Origin of the sequence: Pedobacter suwonensis (assembly GCF_044762335.1) — a bacterium.
GTDB lineage: Bacteria > Bacteroidota > Bacteroidia > Sphingobacteriales > Sphingobacteriaceae > Pedobacter.
Window position 1 is genome coordinate 39,784 of the sequence record NZ_JBIWEB010000002.1, and the last position, 14,363, is coordinate 54,146.

Consider the following 14,363-nt stretch of genomic DNA (forward strand, 5'->3'; position numbering starts at 1 on the left):
GGGTTGGTGGTTGATTGCCAATGTTAAAGGTAATGGAAAACTGTTTTTTGTCTGTTGCCAGCTGCGACTCACGAACTGAAGTGTGTCTTTTTTACACTAAGGATAATGTGTTTTTTACACTAAACAGGCTTTGTTTTGCTTTTAGGCAGATAATTCTGTTGTTACAAAAGCTGGTAATGTTAATTTTTTTTATAACTTCGGACTTAATAAAATTAACAAGAAATGAGTTTAAAAGGCTACAAAGGCGTAATTTACGGAGATGCCGTTCAAGAATTATTTGAGCAGGCTAAAAAACATCAGTTTGCTTTACCAGCAGTAAATGTTACCGGTACCAATACGGTAAATGCGGTAATGGAAACTGCAAAGGCAGTAAATTCGCCTGTTATGATTCAATTATCTAATGGTGGTGCCCAGTTTTATGCTGGTAAATCGTTGGATAATGAGAAATTACAAGCATGCATTCTAGGTGCTGTATCAGCAGCTAAACATGTACATTTATTGGCAGAACATTATGGTGTTGCTGTGGTATTACACACTGACCACGCAGCTAAAAAATTGTTGCCATGGATTGATGGATTATTGGATCATGGTGAAAAATTCTTCGCTGAAACCGGCAAGCCTTTGTTTTCATCTCATATGTTAGATTTATCGGAAGAGTCTATCGAAGAAAACATGGAAATTTCTGCTAAATACTTAGCACGTATGGCTAAAATGAACATGACTATCGAAATCGAGCTTGGTGTAACGGGTGGTGAAGAAGATGGTGTTGACAATAGTGATGTAGACAGCTCGAAATTATATACACAACCTAGTGAAGTCGCTTATGCTTACGAAGAGTTAAGCAAAGTTTCTCCTCGTTTTACGGTTGCTGCAGCTTTTGGTAACGTACATGGTGTTTATAAACCGGGTAACGTAAAATTGCAACCGGTAATTTTGAAAAACTCTCAGGATTTTATCAAAGAAAAATTCAGCTTAACAGCCGAGAAACCAATCAATTTCGTATTCCACGGTGGTTCCGGTTCGTCTCAGGAAGAGATCAGGGAAGCCATTTCTTACGGTGCAATTAAAATGAATATTGATACGGATATGCAATGGGCATTCTGGGAAGGTATTTTAGAATATTACAAAAAGAATGAAGGTTATCTTCAAGGCCAGATCGGTAATCCTGACGGCGATGATAAGCCAAACAAAAAATATTACGATCCACGTGTATGGTTACGTAAAGGAGAAGAAGCTTTTGTTAAGCGTTTAACTACCGCTTTTGAAGACTTAAACTGTATCAACGTTAACGATAAGCTCTAAGAGCTTAAAAGGTTAAAAGATTGTAACGTTGAAACTTTTCAAACTTTCAACATTACAACATTAGTGAAAGCGCCATAGGTTTAAAACTTATGGCGCTTTTGTTTGTTTTATGGTATCTTTAAGCAAACAAATGGTGATGACAAAATCTAAAAGCAATAATAAAAGCAACAATTTTTTTGAAAAATTTGCTAACGCGGCAACCAAGTTCACCGGGAGTTCTGCAGCATTTATCAGTGCAACAGCAATTGTTGTAATTTGGGCGGTGAGTGGCCCGATATTCCATTACTCTGAAACATGGCAACTGGTAATTAATACCGGAACAACAATTATTACCTTTTTAATGGTATTTCTAATCCAGAAAGCGCAGAATAAAGACGGGAAAGCGATCCAGCTAAAATTGAATGAGTTAATTGCCGCGCAACAAGGTGCGAGTAACCGCATGGTAGATATTGAAGACCTGAGCGAAAAAGAATTGGATCAATTGCATAAATTTTACGTTGCGATTGCTACACTTGCCAAAAAAGAGGCCGATATTCATTGCTCGCATTCAATAGATGTTGCGAAGCAATTGAATGAAATAAAAGTAAAATCAAATAAACACTTTAAAAAACACGATAATGAGTCTGCACGTTCAAAAAGTTAACCATCCCGAAGATTTAGATAAAGTATTTGCGATCCGTAAAATTGTTTTTGTAGATGAACAGAATTGTCCGCCAGAGCTGGAATGGGAGCATGAGGACGAATCAGTACATTTTTTGGCCACCAATAACGGACAGCCTTGTGGTGCATGTAGGTGGCGTAAAACGGACAAAGGTTATAAATTAGAGCGTTTTGCTGTTTTAAAGGAGTTTAGAGGGCAAGGGGTAGGCCGGGCACTGATCGCCGAGGCTTTATCTGATTTGCCGGAAGATGCACATTATATTTATTTAAACTCACAACTGGATGCCATGAGTTTGTATGCCAAGTTCGGTTTTGTATCAGAGGGTGAGCAATTTGAGGAGGCTGGTATACAACATTTTAAAATGGTAAAGCAAGTCTGATCCACACAGCATGAGCCACTGCATAGAAAATATCGTCATTTCGACTGAAGCACAGCGAAATGGAGAAATCTTTTTGATATAGATTTCTCGACTGGATTTCACTCCACTCGAAATGACGACTTCGGGAGTTAAAAGGAAACTACCCAAATATCTTCCCGGAAAAAGCAATCGACTCGTTCCACTTATTCATATTCAGGCCTAAGTTTTCGCCTTTTGTACTCAAAAAGCCAATTACATCTTCAGTAGCGATGTTGCCTGTTAAATCATCGGCAGCCATAGGGCAGCCGCCAAATCCTTTTAATGCAGAATCTATGCGGGTTACGCCTGAGCGATAAGCAGCCTCAATTTTCTCGAAACGATCGGCGGGAGTGGAGTGTAAATGAATGCCGATTTCGGTATTTTTCAATTTTGAAATCAGTTTTGGTAATATGTTTTCTATCTTTTCTGGTGTGGAAACGCCTACCGTATCAGCAAGCGATAGAATTTCCGCTCCTTTGCTCACTAATACATCAGCCCATTGTTCTACAATCCCGTAATTCCATTCATCACCATAAGGATTTCCAAAACCCATAGATAGATAAATGACCGCTTTCTTATTTTTTTTTGCACAAAGTGAAAGCATTTCTTCAACCGTATTTAAAGACTGCATTATGCTGGAATTGGTATTGCGCTGTTGAAAGGTTTCAGAGATTGAAAATGGAAATCCAAGGTAATTAACTGCTTCATGCTTTATTGCATCTTCTACGCCTCTTAAATTCGCTACAATAGCCAACAGTTTAGTATTTGTATTGCTTAAATCCAGCTTTGCTAAAACTTCAGCGGTGTCGGCCATCTGCGGAATGGCTTTGGGAGATACAAAACTTCCAAAATCAAGCGTATCAAAACCGACCTGAAGCAGTAGGTTTAAATATTCAACTTTAAGCTCAGTCGGAATGAAATTGTGCAATCCCTGCATGGCATCGCGCGGACATTCAATCAATTTGAAATTGTTTTGGCTCATATTTTCGGTTTAACCGCAAATTGCGCAAAGTTTTTCGCAATGAAAAAACAATTTTTTAACCCGACAGTTCTCTTAAAGACTAAAGACTAAAGACTAAAGACTAAAGACTAAAGACTAAAGACTAAAGACTAAAATACCTTAACTTCATCTTTTACAGAGGGTACTTCGGCTCTGTAATCCACACTTCTGTCCTTTGCAAAGGTTCTGATAATTAAACGTGTTCCCCGATCATAACTGAAATAACTCCAAACCCAATTGACAAAAACAATAATCTTATTTCTGAAGCCTACCAAAGTCATTAAGTGGACAAACATCCAGGTAAACCAGGCGAATACCCCTTGAAAACGGATTTTGCCTATATCAACAACTGCTTTGTTTCTGCCAACTGTAGCCATTGAGCCTTTATCGAAATATTTAAATTTCTCTAAAGGTTTATTTTCTTTAATGTTGATCAGGTTTTTGGCCAGATGATGTCCCTGTTGGATGGCTGCCGGCGCAACTCCCGGGTGACCATTAGGTGTTTCTTCATCAATAATAGCGGCTACGTCGCCAATGGCATATACGTTTTGATAGCCTACCACTAAATTTTGAGTGTCGGTTTTCAACCGGCCTCCGCGAACAACTTCTGCCTGGTCTAAGCCGGCCAATAGTTCTCCTTTTACTCCAGCACTCCAGATTACCGTAGAACTTAAAATAGGCGCTTTACCCTGTAAGCTGAGTTTTAACCCGTCATAACCTAATACCCGGGTTTCGTTCATAATCTGTACACCCATATCGGTAAGGAAATCTTTGGCTTTTTTCTGTGCCTGTGGAGACATTACGCCTAATAATTCCGGCGAGTTTTCAATCAGGTATATATTAACCTTGCTTAAATCCATTTCCGGATAATCGTTTGGAATAACATGTCTTTTAAGCTCTGCAATGGCACCGGAGGTTTCAACGCCCGTTGGGCCACCGCCAACCACGACAAAGTTTAACAGTGCATTTTTCTTATCCGGATCTTTTTCGATCAGCGATTTTTCGAAATTCTGTAAAATCAAACTTCTCAAATCCAGTGCTTCCGGTATAGATTTCATGGGCATTGAATTGGCCTCGATTTCTTTATTGCCAAAAAAATTACTGGTAGAACCTGTAGCGATAACCAGATAATCATATTTAATTCTGCCAATATCAGTTTGTAAACAGTTTTCTGCTGCATTCACTTCCGTAACTTTGGCTACGCGAAAAATCAGGTTTTTTTGACCTTTAAAAATCTTTCTTAGCGGGAACGCGATCGAATCGGCTTCTAAACCTCCTGTAGCTACCTGATAGAGTAGGGGTTGGAACGTGTGATAATTATGCTTATCAAGCATCACTACCTGAAAAGGTTTGTTCTTTAAACGTTTTGCTAATTCAATACCACCAAATCCACCGCCAACTATAACTACTCTCGGGTACTCGCTTTTAGGAAGTTGTAAATCCATTTTTATCTTCTTGTATCTAATGCTAACGTAACAAAAAAATAGCCAAAAGGTTTATTAAGTGAGGTTTTTTGGCAGTATCAATCATTCTTTTGCCACATATATAACGTTTTCATGACGAAGGGGGATTTGCAGGTGTTTAGCAACACCTTAAATGATTTAAACCTGATAGAAATGGAAATCCTTTTTAATTTGCAGCAGCCCTGAATCTGCCGTCATGCTGAGGTACGAAGCATCTGTAACCGATGAAACACGTGCTTCGTACTCCGGTATAATAGTGCGTATTAAAAAGATTGGAATGCATAGCAGGGCTATCGGAACCGAAGAATTACAGGACTTGCTTTTCGAAAGAAATAAAAAGCTTTGATACTTTTATCTTTTAAACCTGATAGGTTTAGCACAAAAAAAGCGCCCCGATTTCCCGAGGCGCTTGTATATTTTAAGATTTTGATCTTATTTCTTCTCTGCAGAACTACCTAAATCGATTACGATAGGAGTAGAAATACATAGTGATGAGTACGTACCAATGATACGACCAATTAACAAGGCGAATATAAATCCGCGGATGCTATCGCCACCGAAAATGAAGATTACCAATAATACGAAGAATACGGTTAATGAAGTTAAAATGGTACGGCTTAAGGTACTGTTCAACGCAAAGTTGATTAAGTTGTTACGCGCTTCGCCATGTAAATCTTCTTTGCCAGACTCTTTTAATTTCTCGCGGATACGGTCGAATACAACAACGGTTTCTGTCATGGTGTAACCCATTACCGTTAAAATTGCAGCGATAAAATCCTGACCAATTTCCAATGAGAATGGCATCACACCATCTAAAATAGTATAGAAAGACAATACCATTAAAACGTCGTGGAATAATGCGATTACCGCACCCAAACCATACTGCCATTTTTTGAATCGCACGACAATATAGATAAACATGAACAAACATGAAATCAATACTGCGTAGAAAGCACCGTTTACAATATCACTTGCAATGATTGGCGTTACTTTTTGTGAACTTACAATTTCATATTTTGAACCTGCCAATCCTTTATTTAAGGCATCTTCTACAACTTTATCCGTTTTAATGTCCTGATCTTCGATGTGGAAAGTAGTGGTGATTTTTACCTGACTATCTTCACCTGCAGTTTTCACCTCTGGCGTTTCGTTGCCGAAAACCGGGTTTAACTTGGTTTTTAAATCTTCAGTATTAACAGCTTTATCAAAGTGAACTAAATAAGTTCTACCTCCTTTAAAATCCACACCTAGGTTTAAACCGCCATTTTTGAAGTACATACCGATACCTGCAACAATGATGATGGTAGAGATAATGTAATAGATTTTACGACGGCCAACAAAGTTGAAGGCTAAGTTTTTAAATGCATTACGGGTAAGGCTGTTATCGAAACTTACATCAATTTTGCGGTTTAACAACGATTCGAAAACTACTCTCGAAATGGCTACAGCTGCAAATAATGAAGATAGGATACCAATACATAATGTAGTGGCAAAACCCTGAACCGGACCGCTACCAAAAACGTAAAGAATCGCACCTAAAATAAACAAGGTTACGTTTGAGTCGATAATGGAAGGCATCGCATGTTTGAAACCTTCTTGAATTGCTGAAGCAGTATTCTTGCCATGTGCAAGCTCTTCACGTACACGTTCAAAAATAAGGATGTTCGCATCTACCGATAAACCAATCGTTAATACGATACCGGCAATACCAGGTAAGGTTAATACTGCACCAAGTGATACCAGGATACCAATGATGAAGAATAAGTTGATTAACAAGGCAAAGTTAGCCACCCAGCCTGCACGGTGATAGTATAGCGCCATGAAGATCAGGATAACAATAAAGGCAATTACAAATGAGATTAATCCATCATGAATAGCCTGTGCGCCTAATGTCGGACCAACGATATAGCTACCAGCAATACGTGCAGGAGCAGGTAATTTACCCGCTTTTAAGATGTTTGATAAATCTTTGGTATCGGCCTGTGTAAAGTTACCGGTGATTGATGAAACGCCACCTGCAATCTCATTTTGTACGGTAGGGGCAGAATAAACCTGATTATCCAATACAATGGCGATTGATTTTTTGTTGTTTGGATCAGCTGCAGCTTCAGCAGTAATTTTTTTCCATTTTGCAGCACCTTCGCTGGTCATATACATGGTTACTTCCGGTTTGCCTTTTTGGTCAAAGTCAGCACGCGAATCGCTGATTGCCTCACCACCTAAGTCTGGTTTACCATCTGCACTAACCATTTTAATGGCATATAATTCAAAAACTTTCGAGCCTTCCCGAGGTTTAACGCTCCACATAAATTTCATCGTTGATGGAATAGATGCAGCAACTTCAGGAAGTTTTAGGTAAGCATTAACCTTTGCAGTATCTTTCTGTAAAGACATACCTACAACTGCGCCCGGCATTAACTGTTGTTGTCCGTTTTCGCCTTGATAAATAGGAAGGTTAAGAACAGCATACAATGGGTTGGATTTTAACAATTCGGCTCTAACTGCACTCGAATCTTTTTTGCCCAGGCCTGCAAGTTTGCCTCCTTTAGCTGAAGAATCTTTAGCAGCGGCTTTTTCTAAGCCCGCCAATTTACCGCCAGCTCCAGGAGCGGCGGTGGTATCTTTAGCGGCCGGAGCATCGGTTTTTAATGTTGCCGCTAAAATTTTATTAATGTTTTCTAACAATGGTGCAACTTCCTGTACCTGGTATACCTGCCAGAATTGTAATTCGGCAGAACCCTGTAAAAGTTTAGCAATACGTTCTTTATCCTGTACACCTGGCATTTCGATTAAGATCCGGTTACTGCCTTCTTGTTTTTGCATGTTCGGACTAACTACCCCGAAACCATCAATACGTGAACGTAAAACAGTAAATGAACGATCGATAGCACTGGTTGCTTCTTTTTCCAAGAAAGATTCAACTTCATTATTGCTTGCATTAGGTTTTAACTGAGATGCGTTATCCTGATTAGAAAAATAATCTGCAAGTTTTACTCCAGGGCTTAATTTTTCGAATTCATCAACAAAAATTTTGATGTAATCTTTACCACCGGCATTTAATTTGATCTGCGCGTTTTGAATTGCTTTGTTGAAATTTGCATCAGTAGGGTTTCCTGCCAATGATTTAACCAACTCTGCCAACGATATCTCCATCGTTACGTTCATTCCGCCTTTCAAGTCCAGACCCAAATTAATCTCTTTCGCTTTTACCTCTTGATAAGTAAACCCAACAACTGGATAAACTTTTTCGGTACTCATCGAATCTAAGTAAGCCTTTTCTTTGGCTAAGTCACCTTTCGCATAGTTTTTCGCGTCTTTTTCTACCTTGGATGCCACCAAAGTAAAAGAAAGTGCATACGCACAAACGATAGCCAATACTATCGCTATAAACTTAATAAAACCTTTTCCTTGCATTGTTTGTTTAAAATAATTTGTCTTTCGCTGTTTTTTAACAAGTCGGCAAATCTAATTAAATTTTTAAATTATAGAACCCCTTAATTGATAATTTATTAAGATTAGTTTCTAAGATAGAATTATCCTGTTAAAATAGTCCGGAGTCTGAGGTCGGGAGACCGAAGTTTTAGGCATAAAAAGGAAAGTAATCCAATATCAACTACCGGCTCTATGTGCTTTCCCTTTCTTGTTAAAAATAGTTCGGGGTCTGAAGTGAGCAGCATCATTACTTAAAAGTTCTCCCAGCAGTAAGTTGGGAAACTTTGCGCCTTTTTCTTTATATAATTTGCGGTTGAAGTAACTTATTCCCTTTCCAGAACCTCAAAAGTATAATCATATTTATTTTTTTCATCTGCTTTATGGTGTTCACTGCTGATCACCTTCCATTCTTTCCGATCAATTTCCGGGAAAAAGGTATCAGCCTCAAAACGATGATGAACGGTGGTTAAATAAATTTTTTGGGTTTTAGGTAGTGCTTGTCTGTAAATCTCTGCCCCTCCAACAATGAATACTGATTTTTCTTCTGTCTTGCTGATTGCTAACGCTTCATCTAAGCTGTTTACTACTTCAACACCTTCAATTTTTAATTCAGTATCTCTGGTAATCACAATGTTCCTGCGGTTTGGTAGCGGCTTACCTACAGAATCGAACGTCTTGCGTCCCATGATCACGGTGTGTCCAGATGTTGTTTGTTTAAAAAACCTTAAATCAGCAGGCATGTGCCACAAAAGCTGGTTATTTTTACCTATTGCGTAATTTTCACCTATTGCTACGGCTATTGAAAGCGAATGGCTCTTTTGTTCAGTGTTCATAAATTTGTAGACTAAAGTTTTATGACTGGTTATGTCATGTTTTAAAAAGATTGCTTCGTCGTTCCTCCTCGCGATGACGACAATCACAGCGTCATTGCGAACTGAAGCAAGGGATGTGAAGAGGGGTGAAGCAATCTATTTAGTTTGTCGATATTTTTTAATAAGCTTACACCGCAACAATACCTTTAATATGAGGATGCGCCTCGTAATTCTCCAATGTAAAATCTTCAAACTTAAAATCAAAAATGCTTTTTACTTCGGGATTTATCTTCATTGTAGGAAGTGGTTTAGGCACCCGGCTTAACTGAAGGTTGGCCTGTTCAATATGGTTGTTGTACAAATGCGCATCGCCCATGGTATGGATAAAATCTCCGGCTTCAAGATCGCAAACCTGAGCCACCATCATGGTAAGCAGTGCATAGGAGGCAATGTTGAAAGGTACGCCAAGGAAAATGTCAGCACTGCGCTGATACAATTGGCAGCTTAACTTTCCATCAGCAACATAAAACTGAAAAAAAGCGTGGCAAGGGGGCAATGCCATATTTTCGATTTCTGCTACATTCCAGGCAGAAACTATAATTCTGCGAGAATCGGGATTGTTTTTTATGGAGTTAATGATATTGGTAATCTGATCGATGTGCTGTCCGTCTGGCGTGGGCCAGCTTCTCCATTGCGAACCATAAACCGGTCCCAGGTTACCGTTTTCGTCAGCCCATTCATCCCAGATACGTACGCCATTGTCTTTCAGGTATTTAATATTGGTGTCTCCACTTAAAAACCAGATCAGTTCATGGATAATAGATTTCAAGTGCAGTTTTTTTGTCGTCACCATGGGAAAGCCTTCCTGAAGGTTAAAACGCATCTGATAGCCAAAAACGCTTATGGTTCCGGTACCCGTACGGTCGTGCTTTTGCGTACCATGATCAAGCACATGCTGCATTAAATCCAAATATTGTTTCATACACCCCAAACCCCTTTTGGGGCTTTAAATTTTAAATAAATAATTAATTACAAATATCTAAAATTTATCAGGTGTTGTAAATCATCAGCAGGTCTATTTATTAACATTTACGGTAATCCAGAAGTTAAGCCGGGACCTGCGGGTATTCAAAACTCGCGACTTGTTTGTATGTTTGCACCTGGACGGTATTTGGTTTTGAGGGGAATCTCAAATCTCAAATCCCAAATCTCAAATCTGTATGCTATCTTTCCCAAACGCAAAAATCAACCTAGGTTTAAATATTACCGAAAAACGTGCCGATGGTTACCATAACCTCGAAACGGTATTTTATCCGATCAATATTAAAGACGCGGTTGAGATTACCGATGCAGCAGTAACTTCCTGCAAAATTCATGGTATTGATATCCCCGGCGATCCGAATGATAACCTGTGTTTCAAAGCTTATCAGTTAGTGAAAAAGGATTATGATATCCCTGCTCAGCAAATTAATTTGTTAAAAAACATTCCGGTTGGCGCAGGTTTAGGTGGCGGATCAGCAGATTGTGCTTTTCTGATCAAACTTTTAAATGATAAATTCAGTTTGGGGCTGTCTGTTGATAAAATGGAGGGTTATGCTCGTCAGTTAGGCGCTGACTGTGCATTTTTTATTGAAAACAAGCCCGTTTATGCCTTTAGTAAGGGGGATGAATTTGAAAAGTGCGAAGTAGATTTGTCAGCCTGGTTTAAAGTTTTGGTGAAGCCGCCTGTACATGTCAGCACGGCCGATGCCTACGCCCATGTAAAACCGCAAAAACCTTTGCAATCGTTAAAAGAAATGATACATTTGCATCCAACAACATGGAAAAATAAGGTTATCAACGATTTCGAGCCATCGGTATTCGCAAAGTATCCCCAAATTCGTCAAATAAAAACCAGTTTATACGATGCAGGCGCAACATTCGCTTTAATGAGTGGCAGCGGTTCGTCGGTTTTTGCAATGTTTGACCATCCGGTTAAATTGCCTGAACTGGAGCAAAACAACTTTGTCTATTACGGTGTATAAGCTGAGCGCGTGGCGCATGGCATTGGGATAGCAAAATGTTAGGGTATAAATATTAAATTAAAATTAAGGTAGAGAGTTGTAGGTAGAAGGCTTAAGGTCTTGATGCCTGGTACTTAATACTTGATACTATCGATATGAATATAAATCTAGTCCGCAAGAGCGGGAAATTTAATTTTGAAGCAGAAAACGAGAACGGTTTTACGGTAGAGCTCGATGCAAAAGCAGCTATTGGTGGCGAGGGAAAAGGTTTCAGGCCGATGGAAATGTTACTTGTCGGATTAGGGGGCTGTAGTGGCATTGATATGGTAAATGTGCTTACCAAGCAGAAGGAGCCGCTTGATGATATCAAAATCGCTATAAATGCCACAAGAAAAGAGGAAGAAATGCCGCCGATTTTTGATGTAATTGATATCCGCTTCGATTTATTCGGTGATTTAAGCATCCAAAAAGTGGAGCGTGCATTAGCCATGACTTTCGATAAATACTGCTCCGTATCGAACATTTTAGGCCGTTCAGCCAGAATTAATTTTACTTATACCATTAATAAGGGGTAAAAAAGGTTTATGGTGTAGGGTTTAGGGTGAAAATCTCCTGTCTAACATCTCAAATCTCACATCTCATATCTCACATCTCACATCTCATATCTCACATCTCACAATAAAATGAAATCCGAAAATTTTGAAACCATAGCTATACGCACACAAACCGAACGCAGTTTACATAAGGAGCATTCATCGCCGATTTATCTAACTTCGAGTTATAAGTTCGATGATGCAGAAGAAATGCGTGCATTGTTTGCCAATGAAAAGGAGGGGAATGTTTATAGCCGTTATTCAAATCCAAATACTTCAGAGTTTATCGAAAAAATGTGTCTTTTGGAGGGAGCAGAAGATGGATTTGCTACAGCGACTGGTATGGCGGCAATTTTTACCACGTTTGGTGCATTTTTGAAAAATGGCGACCATCTGGTATCAAGCCGTTCTGTTTTTGGTTCTACGCACCAGTTGTTAACCAATGTTTTTTCGAATTGGGGCGTAACTTTTGATTATGCCGATCTTGATAAACCACAGGACTGGGAGGCTTTAATTAAGCCAAACACTAAAATGATTTTTGTAGAAACCCCATCCAATCCCGGTATTGATATTATTGATCTGGAGTTCCTGGGGAACCTGGCTAAAAAACATCACCTGTTGCTGGTTGTGGATAATTGCTTCGCCACGCCGTATCTGCAGCAGCCAATTAAGTTGGGCGCTCACATTTCCATTCATTCAGCTACCAAATACATCGATGGACAAGGCCGAGTATTGGGAGGGATTATTTTAGGTGCAAAAGAACTGATTGCCGATGTAATTGGTTTTGCCCGTCACAGCGGACCAGCATTGTCGCCTTTCAATGCTTGGGTATTGTCTAAAAGTTTAGAAACCCTGGCCATCCGTATGGACCGCCATTGCGAAAATGCTTTGGAAGTTGCTGAATATTTAGAAAAGCACCCGAAAATTAAGCTGGTTAAATATCCTTTTTTACCATCGCACCCTCAATATGATATTGCTAAAAAGCAAATGAAGCAAGGTGGAGGCATTGTAACCATCGTGGTTGAGGGCGGTATCGATGCCGCACGTAAATTTATGGATGGTTTGCAGCTGTTTTCTATCTCGGCAAATCTGGCTGATACCCGTTCCATAGCAACACATCCTGCAACAAGTACGCACAGCAAGCTCACTGAAGAGCAACGTAATGAAGTGGGGATTGAGCAGGGATCTATCCGTTTGTCGATCGGTTTGGAGCATATTAACGATATTTTGGCTGATATTGAGCAGGCTCTGGCTTAGTTTAATCTCAAAAATAAATGATGAAGAAGGGAGGTTTATTTACATCTCCCTTTTTTTGCTTTGAGTCAATATCTTATTCATATTTGGAGAAATCAACTGCAAAGATGCAACGGTTAACCTGACTTCCATTATTGGCACCAGCGTTAGGTTCAAATTCTGTTAAACTCCATAAATATCCATATTGCGTTTCAAGATATAATGATTCGGCACCATAAGGCCACCTGTATCTTATCGCATTGGTATCGCCATCGGTGTATCTTGCCAGGCGGGCGGTAGACCCGTATGATTCGCTGGGTGATCCTGTGCAGGAGAGCCATGTTCTGTTGCCTTTTCTGAAAACGCCCTGTATGCCATGGGCATGATCGGAAGCAAACAAACTGTTTTTAGGGATCACGGTTTGTATACCAGAATTTTGCAGTTCTCCAGAACCGTTAATTGGAAATCCAAATATTTTGGGTACAATTGAGGCATCGGCGCTGCCAGCATAATATTGGCCCGTCCATAGCTGGTTGTTTTCGTAATTTACCTGTACTGTAGAAAATGGACTTGCATCATTGATTTTATAATAACCTACTTGTGGGAGGATATACCTGTAATTAAAAGCATAAAGGTTACCACTGGCATCCTTGCCGCATTTATTTTCGGTGCCGGTTCCAGAACTTACTTCGATAATTTTATCTAAATCAAATACCCTTAGGCCTAAGCTTGTACTGCTTAAATAAATTTTACCATTAAAATAAGCGATTCCACCTGCATGTACATTTAGTGGCGCATACGAACCGTATTGTGTATAATCTAACGTCCCGGTTGGTAGGGTAGGCTGTACCAGCAAAATGTGCCTGTAATTTAAATAAGTGCTCGAACTCGGACTAATATCGATGAGGCTTATTCTCGATCCTTTGCTTTCAGCCGCATCTTTGGCGTACCAGCTCACCAGCAAGTAACGCACACCATTCCTGGAGAAACCTGCAATACCCTGAGGGCGCCAAACAGAAGTGGTTTCATCATCTTCATTCCATCTGATACCCCTTACCCTGTTTTCTTCGGGCACATTAAAGCCGTATACCTCAGTATAAGCACTACCACCAATGGCCTGGCGGTTTTTATCAATTTGTGTAGGGTTTAAAAATGAAAAACCGGCGCTGATATAAGCCGATGTATTAGAATAAGTATTTACGCTTGCGGCAGCGCTAACTGCTACGTTACCGGCCATCAATATGTTTTTGTCGTGGTTTGGCGTACTGGTCTGATCTGCTGTCGAGGTGTTCTTTTCGCAGGAGAATGTAAATAGGCAGGACACCAATAGTATCCCGAACATATTTTTTTGCATGAGTTTATAAGGTTGATTGTTCTGGTTAAATTAGCGCAAGTTTATGGGGTACAGATAAACTTAAAACTGAAACCATGTTAACGATAGATTATCTTTAATGATTTGCATTTATA

12 protein-coding genes are annotated in these 14,363 nt (G+C 39.6%); 6 read left to right on the forward strand and 6 right to left on the reverse strand.

Annotation, left to right across the window (positions count from 1 at the left end; all coding sequences use genetic code 11):
• Positions 1-222: 222 nt before the first annotated feature.
• From fbaA to ACIQXP_RS03830, 3 genes are all read left to right on the forward strand, one after another.
• Positions 223-1,302 carry a class II fructose-bisphosphate aldolase gene (fbaA, locus tag ACIQXP_RS03820; RefSeq protein WP_293741504.1) on the forward strand — a complete coding sequence of 360 codons (1,080 nt, stop codon included), beginning with the start codon at positions 223-225 and terminating at the stop codon, positions 1,300-1,302.
• A 136-nt stretch (positions 1,303-1,438) separates the two neighbouring features.
• Positions 1,439-1,945 carry a low affinity iron permease family protein gene (locus tag ACIQXP_RS03825; protein ID WP_387504537.1) on the forward strand — a complete coding sequence of 169 codons (507 nt, stop codon included), beginning with the start codon at positions 1,439-1,441 and terminating at the stop codon, positions 1,943-1,945.
• Positions 1,920-2,342 (forward strand): GNAT family N-acetyltransferase, encoded by a 423-nt coding sequence (locus ACIQXP_RS03830; RefSeq protein ID WP_387504538.1) that lies wholly within the window; start codon positions 1,920-1,922, stop codon positions 2,340-2,342. The genes ACIQXP_RS03825 and ACIQXP_RS03830 overlap by 26 nt, the downstream gene beginning before the upstream one ends.
• 139 nt (positions 2,343-2,481) lie before the next feature.
• Here the strand turns inward: ACIQXP_RS03830 and ACIQXP_RS03835 are convergent, their stop codons facing one another.
• The 5 genes from ACIQXP_RS03835 to ACIQXP_RS03855 form a co-directional block, all read right to left on the reverse strand.
• Positions 2,482-3,342 (reverse strand): hydroxymethylglutaryl-CoA lyase, encoded by an 861-nt coding sequence (locus ACIQXP_RS03835; RefSeq protein WP_387504539.1) that lies wholly within the window; start codon positions 3,340-3,342, stop codon positions 2,482-2,484.
• Between the two features lie 128 nt (positions 3,343-3,470).
• A complete protein-coding gene (locus ACIQXP_RS03840) occupies positions 3,471-4,805 on the reverse strand; it encodes an NAD(P)/FAD-dependent oxidoreductase (protein WP_387504540.1) in 1,335 nt (444 codons plus the stop codon).
• A gap of 450 nt (positions 4,806-5,255) precedes the next feature.
• Positions 5,256-8,237 (reverse strand): protein translocase subunit SecDF, encoded by a 2,982-nt coding sequence (gene secDF / locus ACIQXP_RS03845; protein WP_387504542.1) that lies wholly within the window; start codon positions 8,235-8,237, stop codon positions 5,256-5,258.
• A gap of 341 nt (positions 8,238-8,578) precedes the next feature.
• A complete protein-coding gene (locus tag ACIQXP_RS03850; protein WP_387504543.1) occupies positions 8,579-9,088 on the reverse strand; it encodes a dihydrofolate reductase in 510 nt (169 codons plus the stop codon).
• A gap of 166 nt (positions 9,089-9,254) precedes the next feature.
• Positions 9,255-10,049, reverse strand: a complete 795-nt coding sequence (locus tag ACIQXP_RS03855) for a thymidylate synthase (protein WP_387504544.1) — start codon at positions 10,047-10,049, stop codon at positions 9,255-9,257.
• Positions 10,050-10,287: 238 nt separating this feature from the next.
• Here ACIQXP_RS03855 and ispE point away from each other — a divergent pair, with 238 nt between their 5' ends.
• The 3 genes from ispE to ACIQXP_RS03870 all read left to right on the forward strand — a co-directional run bounded on the left by ispE (position 10,288) and on the right by ACIQXP_RS03870 (position 12,920).
• Positions 10,288-11,091 (forward strand): 4-(cytidine 5'-diphospho)-2-C-methyl-D-erythritol kinase, encoded by an 804-nt coding sequence (gene ispE, locus ACIQXP_RS03860; protein WP_387504545.1) that lies wholly within the window; start codon positions 10,288-10,290, stop codon positions 11,089-11,091.
• A gap of 134 nt (positions 11,092-11,225) precedes the next feature.
• Entirely contained in the window at positions 11,226-11,645 is a 420-nt protein-coding gene (locus tag ACIQXP_RS03865; protein WP_387504546.1) for an OsmC family protein, read from the forward strand.
• Positions 11,646-11,753: 108 nt separating this feature from the next.
• The gene (locus ACIQXP_RS03870) at positions 11,754-12,920 is read left to right on the forward strand and encodes a trans-sulfuration enzyme family protein (protein WP_387504547.1); all 1,167 of its coding nucleotides are present in this window, start codon (positions 11,754-11,756) and stop codon (positions 12,918-12,920) included.
• Between the two features lie 73 nt (positions 12,921-12,993).
• On the opposite strand, the gene ACIQXP_RS03875 is transcribed toward ACIQXP_RS03870, so the two are convergent.
• Positions 12,994-14,250, reverse strand: coding sequence for a hypothetical protein (locus ACIQXP_RS03875; protein ID WP_387504548.1), 1,257 nt, complete (start codon positions 14,248-14,250; stop codon positions 12,994-12,996).
• Positions 14,251-14,363: the final 113 nt, after the last annotated feature.

Bases quoted from the DNA above. Each gene is read 5' to 3' on its own strand.
- ACIQXP_RS03865 (WP_387504546.1), top strand. From the start codon at position 11,226: ATGAATATAAATCTAGTCCGCAAGAGCGGGAAATTTAATTTTGAAGCA.
- fbaA (WP_293741504.1), top strand. From the start codon at position 223: ATGAGTTTAAAAGGCTACAAAGGCGTAATTTACGGAGATGCCGTTCAA.
- secDF (WP_387504542.1), bottom strand. From the start codon at position 8,237: ATGCAAGGAAAAGGTTTTATTAAGTTTATAGCGATAGTATTGGCTATC.
- ACIQXP_RS03850 (WP_387504543.1), bottom strand. From the start codon at position 9,088: ATGAACACTGAACAAAAGAGCCATTCGCTTTCAATAGCCGTAGCAATA.
- ACIQXP_RS03835 (WP_387504539.1), bottom strand. From the start codon at position 3,342: ATGAGCCAAAACAATTTCAAATTGATTGAATGTCCGCGCGATGCCATG.
- ACIQXP_RS03825 (WP_387504537.1), top strand. From the start codon at position 1,439: ATGACAAAATCTAAAAGCAATAATAAAAGCAACAATTTTTTTGAAAAA.
- ACIQXP_RS03840 (WP_387504540.1), bottom strand. From the start codon at position 4,805: ATGGATTTACAACTTCCTAAAAGCGAGTACCCGAGAGTAGTTATAGTT.
- ACIQXP_RS03870 (WP_387504547.1), top strand. From the start codon at position 11,754: ATGAAATCCGAAAATTTTGAAACCATAGCTATACGCACACAAACCGAA.
- ispE (WP_387504545.1), top strand. From the start codon at position 10,288: ATGCTATCTTTCCCAAACGCAAAAATCAACCTAGGTTTAAATATTACC.
- ACIQXP_RS03830 (WP_387504538.1), top strand. From the start codon at position 1,920: ATGAGTCTGCACGTTCAAAAAGTTAACCATCCCGAAGATTTAGATAAA.
- ACIQXP_RS03855 (WP_387504544.1), bottom strand. From the start codon at position 10,049: ATGAAACAATATTTGGATTTAATGCAGCATGTGCTTGATCATGGTACG.
- ACIQXP_RS03875 (WP_387504548.1), bottom strand. From the start codon at position 14,250: ATGCAAAAAAATATGTTCGGGATACTATTGGTGTCCTGCCTATTTACA.